General features: G+C 60.8%; 13 protein-coding genes and 3 pseudogenes. 10 read left to right on the top strand and 6 right to left on the bottom strand.

Annotated features, from left to right (window positions below; translation table 11 throughout):
* Nucleotides 1-146 precede the first annotated feature (146 nt).
* Genes AC4CWF_RS22410 through AC4CWF_RS22400 form a run of 3 tightly spaced genes read left to right on the top strand, consistent with a single transcriptional unit; the run spans nucleotide 147 to nucleotide 2916 of the window.
* Nucleotides 147-635, top strand: a complete 489-nt coding sequence (locus AC4CWF_RS22410) for a TRAP transporter small permease (protein ID WP_491285657.1) — start codon at nucleotides 147-149, stop codon at nucleotides 633-635.
* Nucleotides 635-1915 (top strand): TRAP transporter large permease subunit, encoded by a 1281-nt coding sequence (locus tag AC4CWF_RS22405; RefSeq protein ID WP_491285656.1) that lies wholly within the window; start codon nucleotides 635-637, stop codon nucleotides 1913-1915. The genes AC4CWF_RS22410 and AC4CWF_RS22405 overlap by 1 nt, the downstream gene beginning before the upstream one ends.
* Nucleotides 1916-1941: 26 nt before the next feature.
* Nucleotides 1942-2916 carry a DctP family TRAP transporter solute-binding subunit gene (locus AC4CWF_RS22400; RefSeq protein ID WP_491285655.1) on the top strand — a complete coding sequence of 325 codons (975 nt, stop codon included), beginning with the start codon at nucleotides 1942-1944 and terminating at the stop codon, nucleotides 2914-2916.
* 51 nt (nucleotides 2917-2967) lie between these two features.
* Here the strand turns inward: AC4CWF_RS22400 and AC4CWF_RS22395 are convergent, their stop codons facing one another.
* From AC4CWF_RS22395 to AC4CWF_RS22375, 5 genes are all read right to left on the bottom strand, one after another.
* Nucleotides 2968-3957 (bottom strand): LacI family DNA-binding transcriptional regulator, encoded by a 990-nt coding sequence (locus AC4CWF_RS22395; RefSeq protein ID WP_491285654.1) that lies wholly within the window; start codon nucleotides 3955-3957, stop codon nucleotides 2968-2970.
* Between the two features lie 79 nt (nucleotides 3958-4036).
* Nucleotides 4037-4372, bottom strand: a complete 336-nt coding sequence (locus tag AC4CWF_RS22390; protein ID WP_491285653.1) for a hypothetical protein — start codon at nucleotides 4370-4372, stop codon at nucleotides 4037-4039.
* Nucleotides 4369-5256, bottom strand: a complete 888-nt coding sequence (locus tag AC4CWF_RS22385; protein ID WP_491285652.1) for an NAD(P)-dependent oxidoreductase — start codon at nucleotides 5254-5256, stop codon at nucleotides 4369-4371. Before AC4CWF_RS22385 ends, AC4CWF_RS22390 begins: the two co-directional genes overlap by 4 nt.
* Nucleotides 5253-5771 (bottom strand): gluconokinase, encoded by a 519-nt coding sequence (locus AC4CWF_RS22380; protein ID WP_491285651.1) that lies wholly within the window; start codon nucleotides 5769-5771, stop codon nucleotides 5253-5255. The genes AC4CWF_RS22385 and AC4CWF_RS22380 overlap by 4 nt, the downstream gene beginning before the upstream one ends.
* Entirely contained in the window at nucleotides 5768-6523 is a 756-nt protein-coding gene (locus tag AC4CWF_RS22375) for an SDR family oxidoreductase (protein WP_491285649.1), read from the bottom strand. The genes AC4CWF_RS22380 and AC4CWF_RS22375 overlap by 4 nt, the downstream gene beginning before the upstream one ends.
* Nucleotides 6524-6619: 96 nt before the next feature.
* On the opposite strand from AC4CWF_RS22375, the gene AC4CWF_RS22370 reads away from it, so the two are divergent.
* The 3 genes and pseudogenes from AC4CWF_RS22370 to AC4CWF_RS22360 form a co-directional block, all read left to right on the top strand.
* A complete protein-coding gene (locus AC4CWF_RS22370) occupies nucleotides 6620-7567 on the top strand; it encodes a 2-hydroxyacid dehydrogenase (RefSeq protein WP_491285647.1) in 948 nt (315 codons plus the stop codon).
* A complete protein-coding gene (locus tag AC4CWF_RS22365; protein ID WP_491285645.1) occupies nucleotides 7567-8601 on the top strand; it encodes an L-idonate 5-dehydrogenase in 1035 nt (344 codons plus the stop codon). Before AC4CWF_RS22370 ends, AC4CWF_RS22365 begins: the two co-directional genes overlap by 1 nt.
* A 100-nt stretch (nucleotides 8602-8701) precedes the next feature.
* Nucleotides 8702-8989 (top strand): annotated as a pseudogene (locus AC4CWF_RS22360) (DAK2 domain-containing protein); the annotation flags it as partial.
* 111 nt (nucleotides 8990-9100) lie between these two features.
* On the opposite strand, the gene AC4CWF_RS22355 reads toward AC4CWF_RS22360, so the two are convergent.
* Nucleotides 9101-9955 (bottom strand): D-amino-acid transaminase, encoded by an 855-nt coding sequence (locus AC4CWF_RS22355; protein WP_491285643.1) that lies wholly within the window; start codon nucleotides 9953-9955, stop codon nucleotides 9101-9103.
* A 101-nt stretch (nucleotides 9956-10056) separates the two neighbouring features.
* On the opposite strand from AC4CWF_RS22355, the pseudogene AC4CWF_RS22350 reads away from it, so the two are divergent.
* The 4 genes and pseudogenes from AC4CWF_RS22350 to AC4CWF_RS22335 form a co-directional block, all read left to right on the top strand.
* Nucleotides 10057-10402 (top strand): annotated as a pseudogene (locus tag AC4CWF_RS22350) (M24 family metallopeptidase); the annotation flags it as partial.
* A gap of 36 nt (nucleotides 10403-10438) precedes the next feature.
* Nucleotides 10439-10840, top strand: a pseudogene (locus AC4CWF_RS22345) (VOC family protein); the annotation flags it as partial.
* A gap of 207 nt (nucleotides 10841-11047) precedes the next feature.
* Nucleotides 11048-11893 carry a transporter substrate-binding domain-containing protein gene (locus AC4CWF_RS22340; RefSeq protein ID WP_491285641.1) on the top strand — a complete coding sequence of 282 codons (846 nt, stop codon included), beginning with the start codon at nucleotides 11048-11050 and terminating at the stop codon, nucleotides 11891-11893.
* 83 nt (nucleotides 11894-11976) lie between these two features.
* Entirely contained in the window at nucleotides 11977-12705 is a 729-nt protein-coding gene (locus AC4CWF_RS22335) for an amino acid ABC transporter ATP-binding protein (RefSeq protein WP_491287756.1), read from the top strand.
* Nucleotide 12706: the final 1 nt, after the last annotated feature.

Raw genomic sequence — 12706 nt, 5'->3', positions numbered from 1 at the left:
TCGTTCTCGGCCTCCCTCGGCACCTTCTTCAGTCGCAATGTGCGGCGATAGGGGCCTTGACTCATGAAAATGTTATCGATACCAAATCATGTTAACGATAACCTTGTGTTGAGGTTTACGCAACGAGACTTCGGGAGGGGGATCTTATGCGACGCATTGCCCAGCGGTTCTGGTCGGTCATCGACTTGATAATGGCAATCCTTTTGGCTGCGATGATCGCGCTTGTGTTCGTCAATGTCGTGATGCGCTACGGCTTTTCGTCCGGCATTCGCCAGTCGGTCGAACTGGCAAGACTGTGGTTCGTGTGGATCGTCATGCTCGGAGCAGCGGTCGTTCTGCGCCGGGGCGAGCACCTGGCCGTTGCCGAATTCTCCGAAGCGCTGTTTCCACGCGCCGTTCCGACGCTTCGCCGCATCTGCTGGATCATTGTGATCGTGGCCGTTGGCATGCTGTTCGTCGGCGCATTGAACCAGACCATGGCCAACTGGAAGAATATCTCACAGCTCACCGGCTTGCCCTCGGGCCTGTTCTACCTTGCAGGCGTCGTATCGGCGATCTTGATGGCCGGCATTGCCGTCGTCCGGTTGATCGATCCGATGAATGTCCCAAACAATAGTGACGAAGGGACTGTCTGATGACCCTGATCCTTTTTCTCGGCGTTCTGTTCATCGCGATCGTGCTGGGCTTGCCGGTCGCTTTTGCTCTGCTGCTCGCCGCAATGGTGCTGATGGTTCATCTGGGCACGTTCAGCCCGGATATCCTGGCGCAAGGCCTCATCAACGGCGTCGATAACTTTCCGCTTCTTGCCATTCCCTTCTTTCTGGTCGCCGGCGAGGTGATGTCGAGGGGTGGGTTGTCGGAGCGGATCGTGCGGCTTGCCATGACACTTGTCGGGCACAAGCGCGGCGGCCTCGGTTACGTTGCCGTCATGACTGCCATCGTCCTTGCTGGCCTCTCGGGTTCTGCCGTCGCCGATGCCGCAGCCCTGGTTGCCATCCTCTACCCGATGATGCGCAAGGCCGGGTATCCGGAAGGGCGCAGCCTCGGCCTCTTGGCCTCGGGCGGCATTATCGCACCGATCATTCCGCCATCGCTGCCGTTGATCCTCATTGGTGTGGCCGGAAATATCTCGATTGCCAAACTGTTCATGGCGGGCATCGCGCCCGGCTTGATGATGGGGCTGACGCTCATGGTCGTCTGGTCCTTCATCATGCGCAACGAACAGATCGAAACCCTGCCGAAAGCAACGGGGGCCGAGCGGATGAAGGCCCTCAGAGAGGGCATATGGGCGCTGTTTCTGCCCATCATCATCATTGGCGGCATCAGGTCCGGCGCCTTTACGCCGACGGAAGCAGCCGTTGTCGCAGCCGTCTATGCAATCGTGGTGTCATCGCTTGTCTATCGGGCGCTCACATGGAAGATCCTGCTCGAAGTGCTGATCACCGCGGGACGCTCCACGGCCATGGTGATGCTTCTTGTGGGCGCTGCGATGGTTGCCGCCTGGCTGATCACTGTCGCCCAGCTGCCGCAGCAACTGGCTGAAACGCTTTCGCCGCTGATCGACAGCCCACGCCTGCTGATGCTCGTCATCATGCTGATCGTGCTTGCCGTGGGCATGGTGATGGATCTGTCGCCCACCGTGCTGATCCTGGTGCCGCTGTTGATGCCGGTGGTGAAGCTTGCGGGCATCGATCCGGTCTATTTCGGCCTGATGTTCATCCTGAACTGCTCGATTGGCCTGCTCACGCCGCCGGTCGGCACTGTCCTCAATGTCATCTGCGGTGTTGGCCGGGTGCAGATGAGCGTTGCGGTGAGGGGCGTTGTTCCCTTCCTGCTCGCCTACGCGGCTCTGCTCGGTCTCTTTATCCTATTTCCGCAGCTCATCATCGTTCCCGCCAAGTTTCTTGGTGGCTAAAGACGACAACCAGGGAGGAACCTGAAATGAAGCTCTTGAAAGTCCTCGGTCTTGCATCGATCCTTGCCATGACCGGCTATTCTGCCCAGGCAGAAACACAACTGAAGCTTGCCCATGCGGCGCCTGATACCGATCTGCAGCAGACGATGTCGCTGTTCTTCAAGCAGCAGGTTGAGGCCCGCAGCAAAGGAACGGTAAAGGTCACGATCTTCCCGCAAGGGCAGCTCGGCAACGACCAGGCGATGATCGACGGCGCACGCTCCGGCATCATCGACATCGTCATGACCGGCCTCAACAATCTGACCGGTCTGGTGCCGGCGGCCGGCGCCTTCGAACTGCCCTTCATGTTTCCGAACCGTGACCTCGCCTACAAGGTTCTGGACGGCGAAGTCGGGCAGGGCGTCTCGGCCCAATTCACCCAGCATGGCCTGAAAATGCTGGGTTATCCGGAAAACGGCTACCGCAACATGACCAATAATCGCGGTCCTATTCGAGTGCCGGCCGATGTTTCGGGCCTCAACATGCGCGTCAACAATTCCAAGGCGCTGAACGACATGTTTGCAAAGCTTGGGGCCAATCCGACGCAGTTGCCGGTGGCCGAGCTTTATACCGCGCTGGAAACCGGTGTCGTGGATGCACAGGACCACCCGATCGGCATCGTCTTGTCCTTCAAGTTCAACGAGGTCCAAAAGTATCTCAGCCTGACGCAGCATGCCTATTCCGCGCTGGCGCTGGCCATCAACGATGCCAAGTTCAAAGGCATGACGGCTGAAGAGCAGAAGATCATCACGGATGTTGCCGCCGAAGCCATCACCATGCAGCGCAAGCTTGCTCAGGAGAAGGAAGCGTCGATGATTGCGGAGCTGACGGCTGCCGGCATGAAGGTGAACAGCGATGTGGACGCGGCGGCCTTCCAGGCAGCTGTCAAGCCGGTCTGGGACGCTTACGTCGCGCAGAACGGCGATGCCGTCGTCAACGCCATCGTCGCCACACAGAAATAAACTGTCGGCAACGGCTTGCTCGGGGGCGCAGTCATCTGCGCCCCCGATGCTTTACCGGCTGGAGTGCCGGCGCATCAATTCAGGTGCGACAATGATGGTCGCCGGTTCCGTCTGATGGCCATCCAGAACGTCTAAAATAAGCTTGGCGGCACGGGTGCCGATCTCTCGCGGGAACGGATTGAGGGTCGTGAGGGACGGTACGCAGATATTGGCAATCTCGTAGTCGCCAAAACCGGCCACGGAAATCTGGCCGGGCACATCCACGCCCCGCCGTTGACATTCGGTCAAGGCGCCAAAGGCCGAAAGGTCGGAGACGCAGATCACGGCCTGCGTGTCCGGCAGATCATTCAGAAGCCGCCCCATGGCGGCGGCACCCTCGCGCATCGAAATCGGCGGCGCGCCTGCTGCAATCAGGCGATCCGCCTGAAGGCCATGCTCCGTCATGGCGGCGATGAAGCCCGCGCGGCGGTCGGTGCCACGGGTGTCGCGATCGGCATCACCGCCGATAAAGGCGATGCGCGTAATCCCTTTGGAGACGAAATGGTCCACCATCGTGCGAACCGCAGCGGCATTTGAAAAGCCGACGACGTGGCCGACCGGCGTTTCGGGAAGATCCCAGGTCTCGATCACCGGGATGCTGGCGTTTTCGAGCAGTCGTCGCGCACGCGACGTGTGGCGCCCGCCGGTTAACACAATGGCTTCCGGCCGCCGCCGCAACAGCTGTTCGATCAGCCGCTCTTCTTCGTTGATGTCGTAATCGGTATAACCGAGAAGGATCTGCAGGCCGCGTCCCTTCAGACCTTCCGACAAGCCGCGCACGGTATCGGCGAAGTTCGCATTGTTGATGGATGGGATAGTGACGGCGACAAAATCGGTTCGCTGCGAGCGCAGGTTGGATGCTGTGCTGTCGAAAACATAACCGAGGCGATCGGCTGCCTCGAGAATGGCACTGCGCGTGTTTTCACTCACCGACGCGTCTTGCTTAAACGCCCGGCTCACCGTCATGGGTGAGACGCCCGCAAGGCGGGCGACATCAGCCATGGTCGGGGTTTTGCGCGGTGGAATCATCCTTTTGTGGTATCGTTATAGTGGTGCAAAATCCAGTCCCACCCCATGCGTCTTAGACGGGTTCAAACTCGTGTGCGGTCGTGACGTGGTGATGGATGCGACCGGTGAAAAATCGCGCGAGAACCGATTCCGTCGCAGCCCGCGCTTCGCTGCGCACCGGGCTTGCAAGTGCTGTCTCCACGGCCTTCAGGTCGCCATAGCTGATGGCGAGGATCATCGGATATTCCGGCGCGCCCTCATCCCGCTCTTCGGCAAAGGTAACACGCACAGACAATGCGCCGGGAAAGGCGCGCCATTTCGGCAGGATCTCTGTCAGCACAGCCTCACGGAATGCCGCATTCTGGCCTTCGTGAACCTTCCCCTCGAAAAGGGCATAACGGGTAATCATTCTGAAATCTCCTTGTTCGGCCCCTTGAAGAACTCCATCAGGGCTGCCTGATCCTCGCCACCCAGCCCGGCTGCGGTGAGCATGCGATGTATTTCCGCGCAGATTGCCGTCAGCGGCATGGCGGTGTGTGTCAGCCGTGCCAGATCCTGGGCGGCGTTGAGGTCCTTGACCATGTTGTCGATCCGGCCCGTGCGACGGTAGTCGCGCGCGGCATAGCGCGGCATGTATTCCTGCAGCAGCGCGCTGTCGGCGCGGCCGCCTTTCAGGGCCTGCGGGATCTTGAGCACATCGACACCGGCCGCTTCTGCCAGTGCCGTTGCCTCGGCGACCGCCAGGAAACCAAGGCCGCAGAGAACCTGGTTGATCATTTTTGTGGTTTGCCCGGCGCCGGAACCGCCCATATGGGTCTGGTTTCCAGCAAGATTTGCAAGGATCTGCTGGGCCTCCGCCACGTCAGGCTCGGCGCCGCCCTGCATCAGGGTAAGCTGCCCGATCGCAACCTTGGGAATGCCGCCGGAGAGGGGACTATCCACCCAGCGCAATCCCCTGGCAGCGCCATCCGTCGCCATGGCCTTGGTGGTTTCCGGATCGATCGAGGACATGTCGATGATCAGGGTGCCCTCTGATGCGCCTTCCGCCACGCCTTGCGGGCCAAAGACCGCTGCCCGCACGATCGCTGCCGAATTGAGCGACAGGATGACCGCCTTTGCCTTGGATGCCGCCTCCGCTGCAGAGGCGGCACCAATGGCGCCTAGGGCCACAAGAGCGGTAACCTTGTCCGGATCCCGATCATAGACATAAAGACGCGTTCCCGTTTCCACGAGGCGGGCGCCAATGGCGCCTCCCATGGCGCCTGCACCGATCAGGGCAATGGTGTCGGTCATGATCGCGTTCCTTCCAGAAAGGGCAAGGTTTTGGCCAGAAGGTCTAAGATTTCGGCGACGATGTCATTCGTCGGCTGGTCGATGTCCACGTTGATTGCCTCGTCCGGGCCGGGTGCTTCCAAAGTGGCGAACTGGCTGTCGAGAAGCGATAGCGGCATGTAGTGCCCGTCGCGGGTGGCCATGCGGCTGGCGATCAACGCGCGGCTTCCGACCAGATGGACAAAGGTGACCGGGCCACCCGCACCGGTGCGGATGGTGTCGCGATAGATCCGCCGAAGGGCAGAACAACCGACGATGAGCGGTGCGCTGTCATTCAGCGTTTGCGCAATGCGTTCCAGCCAGGGCCAGCGATCCTCGTCCGTCAGCGGGATGCCGCGCCGCATCTTCTCCACCGCCTCGGCTGTGTGGAGGTCGTCGCCATCGCGATAGCTGACGCCGATACGGCGCGACAGGGCCTCGCCGACAGTCGACTTGCCGCAACCGGCAACGCCCATGATGACCAGACGCAATGTCATAGCGATGCCGTGATCCCGCCATCGACATAAAGGATGTGACCGTTCACGAAGCTTGCGGCATCCGAGGCGAGGAAGATGCAGGCACCCTGCAATTCCTCGACCTTGCCCCAGCGCCCGGCCGGTGTGCGCTTTTCAAGCCAGCCGGAAAAATCCGCATCCGCGACGAGGGCGGCATTGAGCGGCGTATCGAAATAACCGGGCGCGATGGCGTTGCAGTTCAGCCCGTGTTTGGCCCAATCCGTCGCCATGCCCTTGGTAAGGTTGCCGACAGCGCCTTTTGTCGCTGTATAGGGCGCAATCGAAGGGCGGGCGAGCGCCGTCTGGACACTGGCAATGTTGATGATCTTGCCCCGGCCACGGTCGATCATGTGGCGGGCAACGGCCTGGCCAACATGAAAGACGCTGGCGATGTTCGTCTGCAGTAGCCGCTCGAAGGCATCGGCCGGAAAGTCTTCCAGCGGTGCGCGGTGCTGCATGCCGGCATTGTTGACGAGGATGTCGATCGGCTTTCCGGATGCCTCGAACGCATCAACGGCCGTGCGCACCGCGTCATGGTCGGTCGCATCGAAAGCCAGCATCTCGGCGCCCTTTATGCGCGCCGCAGCCGCTGCAAGCTTGGTCTCGTCACGCCCGTTGAGCACGACGTCAGCCCCTGCCGCAGCCAGCCCCTCTGCCAAGGCAAATCCGATGCCCTGGGACGAGCCGGTGATCAAGGCGCGGCGCCCCTTCAGGTCAAACAGGTTGAGTGTCATGGCGTCCTCCTCTCGATTTCTCTCTCGACAAGCGTCGATAGGCCTGTATATGTTATCGATAACAAACGAATGTCAAGCATCGAGATCGGAGACATCATGACAAAACCCGACATCCTGCAGGTGGGCCCTTATCCGGAATGGGATCAGGTTCCGCTGGACGCGCAGTTCCAGATGCATCGTTATTTCGAGGCCTCTGATAAGGCGGCGTTTCTGGCCGAAGTGGGTTCCAAGATCCGTGGCATTGCCACACGCGGCGAGCTTGGCGCCAATGCGGCTATGATCGCGGCCTGCCCCAATCTGGAGGTCATCAGTGTTTATGGCGTCGGTTATGATGCGGTAGACCTCGAGGCATGCCGCGCCCGCGGCATTCGTGTCACCAATACGCCGGACGTGCTGACGAACGATGTGGCGGATCTCGGGGTTGCGATGATGCTCGTCCAGTCGCGCGGCATGATCGGCGCTGAAACCTGGGTGCGCGATGGGTCCTGGGCGCAAAAGGGCCTTTACCCGTTGAAGCGCCGTGTCTGGGGCCGCAGGGCAGGGGTGCTGGGTCTTGGCCGCATTGGCTTTGAGGTTGCCAAGCGGCTTGCCGGCTTTGATCTCGATATTGCCTATAGCGACGTATCCGCCAAGGACTTTGCCAAGGATTGGGAATTCATCGCAGATCCGGTCGCCCTTGCCGCTCGCTCCGACTTCCTGTTCGTGACGCTTGCCGCGTCCGCAGCAACGCGTCACATCGTCGGCAGGCAGGTCATCGAAGCGCTGGGGCCGGAAGGCATGCTGATCAATATCAGCCGGGCCTCCAATATCGACGAGGAGGCCTTGTTGATCGCACTCGAAACCGGAGCGCTCGGATCTGCTGCCCTTGACGTTTTTGAAGGTGAGCCCAATCTCAACCCGCGCTTCCTGACCTTGCCCAACGTTCTCTTGCAGCCACACCATGCCAGCGGCACGCAGGAAACCCGCATGGCCATGGGCAAACTCGTTCGGGACAACCTCATCGCCCATTTTTCCGGCGCAACCCTTCTCACTCCGGTGCTCTGATGAAAGCTATTGTCATTCATGCCGCCCGCGACCTCCGGATCGAGGAGCGCCCCGACGAGGTGCCGGCAGCCGGCCAGTTGCGGTTGCGGCTGGCGACCGGGGGGATCTGCGGATCGGACCTTCATTATTATAACCATGGCGGGTTCGGCACTGTTCGCCTGCGTGAACCGATGATCCTTGGCCATGAAGTCTCGGCCTTCGTCGATGCCATCGGCCCCGGTGTCAGCGGCTTTGAGATCGGCCAGTTGGTGGCGGTCTCTCCCTCGCGGCCCTGCGCTCATTGCCGATATTGCCTGGAGGGTCTGCCCAACCAGTGCCTCAACATGCGCTTTTACGGCAGCGCCATGCCCTTTCCGCACGTTCAGGGCGCCTTTCGCGAAAGCCTTGTCGCCGACGCCATTCAATGCGTCGATGCGACCGGTCTTTCTGCCGGAGAGGCGGCGATGGCCGAACCGTTGGCCGTTACCCTGCACGCCACGACCCGGGCAGGCAGTATGTTCGGCAAACGTGTTCTGGTGACCGGTTGCGGCCCGATTGGCGTTCTGTCGATCCTTTCCGCCCGCAGGGCAGGGGCTGCCGAGATCGTCGCGACAGACCTTTCCGATTTTACCCTGTCGCTGGCGGCAAAGGTCGGGGCAGATCGTGTGATCAATACGGCAAACGAGCCGGATGCCCTTTCACAGTATGCCGCAGATAAAGGCACGTTTGACGTTCTCTATGAATGCACGGGCGTTGCAGCGGCCCTGGCTGGAGCCATTCCGGCCATGAGGCCACGCGGCGTCATTCTCCAGTTGGGCCTCGGCGGTGATATGAGCCTGCCGATGATGGCGATCACCGCCAAGGAACTCGACCTGCGCGGTTCTTTCCGCTTTCACTCCGAATTCGCGATCGGCGTGGAACTGATGCGCAAGGGGCTGATCGACGTCAAGCCGCTGATCACCCATACCGTGGCGCTTTCAGATTCGGAAACGGCATTCCAGCTGGCGTCCGACCGCAGCCAGGCCATGAAGGCACAGATCGTTTTCTCCGCCTGATCATTTGCTTAATAACTGGCCGGCATGGACGCAAGTTGATGCCGGCCATTCCTATGGCCCGGCTTCTGCGCGGCTTTGCGGTTGGCATTGCACAACGCGAAAAGGGCAGCGCGGCGACAAGACGATGCTCGACGTCTGGTTTCCCGCAGCAGATGCTGCACTGGCAGCAGCAAAATCGCAAAAGACCACACGCGCCTTCTGGACGGAGGTCATGGCGGCCGCAGAAAGCGGTGCAAACGCCACACGCTCGATGATCGCCATCAAGGGGCGGGCCGCAAAGCTCGGGGAACGATCTCTTGGCCACATCGACCCCGGTGCAGCCTCCGCCCTCATGATGATTTCCGCCATGTCCATGACGCTCGCGACTGGACATGAGGGTAGGCTGTAACGTTGATCGGCATCAGGCCAAGGCGCAATACCCTGCGTCCGGCGACGGATGGAGCAGGGTCGCGGCATACCTCGCGTCGCTGTCGCCCTCAGCCAGCCCCAAGGATATGCGCTAGATGGCGCTTGCCAGCCGATCCTCGATATAGCGCTTCCGCAAGGTTTCAGACACAGGCCCCGGCGTGCCAGCGCCCACCGGATGGCCGTCTATGCTGACAACCGGCATGACGAAATTGGTGGCAGAGGTAATAAAGACCTCGGCTGCATCCTTTGCCTCTGCCGGCGTAAAACCACGCTCTTCGACAGCCATACCGGCGCGCCGCGCAAGGTCCAGCACCGAACTGCGGGTGATTCCGTGCAGCAGGGCATTGGACAAGTCGCGGGTGACAAGCGTCCCGGCTTTGGTGACGATATGCGCATTCGAGGACGAGGCCTCCGTGATGACGCCGTCTTCGACAAAGAAGGCATCATCGGCGCCCTGCTTGCGGGCCTCCATCTTGGCCAGCGACGAATAAAGCAATTGTACCGTCTTGATCTGGCGCTGGACCCAACGGCCTTCCGGCATGGTGATGACGGAAATGCCCGTCTGCCATTTCGGATTTGCAAGCACCGGCCGGCTCTGCGTGAACATCACGAAGGTCGGCGTCAGGTCATCGGAAAACAGGAAATCGCGATCCTCGGCGCCGCGTGAGACCTGCAGGTAGATCAGCCCGTCAGTCATGCCGTTTCGCTTCAGAATTTCCCGGTGCAGGCTGAGCATGTCGTCGTCGGACACTGGGGCTGCAATGCCAAGGGCTGCGAGAGAGCGCTTCAGGCGGCCGGAATGGCCGGCATAGTCGATCAGTTTTCCACCGATCACGGCTGTCACCTCGTAGATGGCATCGGCAAACACGAATCCACGGTCGAAGATGGAAATCCGGGCCTCGGTTTCCGGCAACCATTGGCCGTTGAGATAGACGATGCGGGACATGACGGGCAGTTCTCCTCAAGGGGTGGCATGCGGCGCGTGGGCAGCCTTTGCGCTTATCGTGCCGATGGATCCATGGCGTCAACTTATAGAATGATAAGAGCCCGTTACCGGCCGAGGTCTGCCGCATGATGGACGACTGTGCCCGCAAGGCGCTGGATGCAGCCCTTGGCGAGATCCGGACGGACGCACCTTGCGCCGCGCCACATGAGGCCGCGCAGACGGTGATCGACCGGGCAGGCGATGCCGCCGCCTTTCGCAAGCGCATCGACTAGACTATGGGTTTGGCGTTCGCGCCCGACTGGGGCGAAGGCGGCATCCTCAGTCTGCTCCCCGGCGACGCTGCGGGCTTTCGGGCGCTTTACCGTCGGCGCCTCCGAAACCGTGATCGTCACCGAACACGGCTGTGACATCCTCTCCACTCTTCCCCGCGGCATCGCCGTATCCTGAAGTCAAAAAACCGCAAGGAGCTTTTATGCGTTCTCTTTTCATCTCGCCTATCACGTCACCGATCTCGATGAAGCGCGCAAATTTTATGGCGACGTGCTCGGCTGTGCCGAAGGCCGTTCGACCGACACCTGGGTGGATTTCGATTTCTTCGGTCACCAGATCTCGCTGCATCTGGGAAAACCGTTTGAAGTGACACGCACCGGCAAGGTTGGCGATCACATGGTGATGATGCCGCATCTGGGCGTCGTATTGCCGCTCGAGGATTGGCTTGCGCTGTCGGACCGGCTCGTCAAGGCAGGTATTGCCTTCGATATCCCGCCGGTCATCCGCTTTGCCGGTGAGCCGGGCGAGCAGCGGACGATGTTCTTCTTCGACCCCTCCGGCAACCCGATCGAGGTCAAAGGCTTCAAGGACTTCGACAGCGTTTTTGCGCATTGACCCGCAAGGCCTGAGAATAGACCCGCCGGCCGCAGCTCCATGTCCTGCGGCCGGGCGACCGCCAGATCTGGTGGCCAACTATAATCCAGACGTATAATTCAACTCGAATTATCATAATCAATTATATTGCACTGCGGCATGAGCCGTGGAACTATCCTTCGATAACGAGGCCGCAAGAGCCGAGATAACCACCAGCAGGAGAACATCATGAACCGCTTTTTCAAGTCCGGCCTTGCCGGGCTGGCGCTTTGTTGCGCCCTTTCGCCAGCGCTTGCTGCCGGAACAATCAAGACCGCGCTCGACGGCACCTTTGCCCCGCATGCCATGCCGACGCTCGACGGCAAGGTCGAAGGTTTTAACGTCGATCTCGTCAACCTGATCGGCGAGCGCCTGGGCAAGACCGTGGACCTCACCTCGGCGCAGTTTTCCGGGCTCATCCCGGCGCTGCAGGCCAAGACCTATGATTTCCTCGCAGCCCCCGTCACCGTTAATGCCGAACGCTCCGCCAACCTGCTCTTCACCGAAGGGTTCATGGATACCAATTTCGGTTTCGTCGTGCCGGCCGGCGCGCCAGACTACACCTCGCTTGACGGCCTGAAGGGCAAGACGATCGCCGTCAACAAGGGGTCCGCCTATGACAGCTTCCTGCGGGACAAGGCGGCTGAATACGGCTGGAAGGTCGAAAGCTATGGCACCAACAGCGATGCGGTGGCAGCCGTTCTGGCGGGCCGCGCCGACGCAAACCTTGCCGGTGCAACCGTTGCCGCCTGGGCCGTCAAGCAGAACCCCAGACTGAAACTGTCCTACGAATATCCGACCGGCCTCGTTTGGGGTCTGGCCTTCCGCAAGGATGATGTCGAGGGCCGCAATCTCGTCGACAAGGCGATCGAATGCCTGAAGATCGACGGCTCGATGGCCAAGCTTTCGGAAAAATGGTTCGGCGTAACGCCGGCTGCCGGCACGACCATCGTCACCCCCACCAAGGGTTATGGCGTTCCAGGCTTCGACGGTTATGTCGATGATAGTCACGCACCGTCCTGCGCACTGAAATGACCTTGTATCCGGTTCGGCGCGGCACGTGCCGCGTCGAACCGACTGACGCCTGCCCGGAGTTCGTGCTCATGACAAACCGCCCCATGCTTGAGATCGTTGCGCTGGAGAAGCGCTTCGGCACGAACACGATTCTCAAAGGTATCGATCTCAAGGTTTCCGAAGGCGAACTGGTCTTCGTGATCGGCCCCTCCGGCTCCGGCAAGAGCACCATGCTGCGCTGTTGCAACCGTCTGGAAGAGCCGTCCGGCGGCGATATCATCGTCAACGGCCGCAATATCATGAGCGGCACCACGGCCGATCTCAACCGCATGCGGTTGCAGGTGGGCATGGTCTTTCAAGGGTTTCACCTCTATCCGCACATGACGGTGCTGGACAATGTGACGCTGGCGCAGCGCAAGGCGCTGAAACGCTCCCGCCCGGAGGCGGACGCGCGCGCCATGGACATGCTGGAGAATGTCGGCCTCGCACACAAGGCAAAGGCCTATCCGTCCGAACTCTCCGGCGGCCAGCAGCAGCGCGTTGCGATTGCCCGCGCATTGGCGCTCGATCCGAAGGTCATGCTGTTCGACGAACCGACATCCGCGCTCGACCCGGAACTGGTGGGATCGGTGCTGAAGGTGATGAAGGACCTGCGCGACAAGGGCATGACCATGCTGGTCGTCAGCCATGAAATGGGGTTCGCGCGCGAGACCGCCGACCGCGTCGTTTTCATGGATGGCGGCGTCATTGTCGAGGAAGGCACGCCCGACGAGATTTTTGGCGCGCCGAAGGCCGAACGCACGCGGGCCTTCCTGTCCCGCGTGAAGAACTGAG

The organism is Neorhizobium sp. PAMB6630 (assembly GCF_058242775.1).
This window is presented reverse-complemented; position numbering and strand designations above follow the sequence as displayed.

Excerpts from the sequence above, each read along its gene's own strand:
- AC4CWF_RS22380 (WP_491285651.1), bottom strand. The coding sequence starts at position 5,771 with ATGACATTGCGTCTGGTCATCATGGGCGTTGCCGGTTGCGGCAAGTCG.
- AC4CWF_RS22335 (WP_491287756.1), top strand. The coding sequence starts at position 11,977 with ATGCTTGAGATCGTTGCGCTGGAGAAGCGCTTCGGCACGAACACGATT.
- AC4CWF_RS22395 (WP_491285654.1), bottom strand. The coding sequence starts at position 3,957 with ATGGCTGATGTCGCCCGCCTTGCGGGCGTCTCACCCATGACGGTGAGC.
- AC4CWF_RS22400 (WP_491285655.1), top strand. The coding sequence starts at position 1,942 with ATGAAGCTCTTGAAAGTCCTCGGTCTTGCATCGATCCTTGCCATGACC.
- AC4CWF_RS22355 (WP_491285643.1), bottom strand. The coding sequence starts at position 9,955 with ATGTCCCGCATCGTCTATCTCAACGGCCAATGGTTGCCGGAAACCGAG.
- AC4CWF_RS22385 (WP_491285652.1), bottom strand. The coding sequence starts at position 5,256 with ATGACCGACACCATTGCCCTGATCGGTGCAGGCGCCATGGGAGGCGCC.
- AC4CWF_RS22405 (WP_491285656.1), top strand. The coding sequence starts at position 635 with ATGACCCTGATCCTTTTTCTCGGCGTTCTGTTCATCGCGATCGTGCTG.
- AC4CWF_RS22370 (WP_491285647.1), top strand. The coding sequence starts at position 6,620 with ATGACAAAACCCGACATCCTGCAGGTGGGCCCTTATCCGGAATGGGAT.
- AC4CWF_RS22390 (WP_491285653.1), bottom strand. The coding sequence starts at position 4,372 with ATGATTACCCGTTATGCCCTTTTCGAGGGGAAGGTTCACGAAGGCCAG.
- AC4CWF_RS22340 (WP_491285641.1), top strand. The coding sequence starts at position 11,048 with ATGAACCGCTTTTTCAAGTCCGGCCTTGCCGGGCTGGCGCTTTGTTGC.
- AC4CWF_RS22365 (WP_491285645.1), top strand. The coding sequence starts at position 7,567 with ATGAAAGCTATTGTCATTCATGCCGCCCGCGACCTCCGGATCGAGGAG.
- AC4CWF_RS22375 (WP_491285649.1), bottom strand. The coding sequence starts at position 6,523 with ATGACACTCAACCTGTTTGACCTGAAGGGGCGCCGCGCCTTGATCACC.
- AC4CWF_RS22410 (WP_491285657.1), top strand. The coding sequence starts at position 147 with ATGCGACGCATTGCCCAGCGGTTCTGGTCGGTCATCGACTTGATAATG.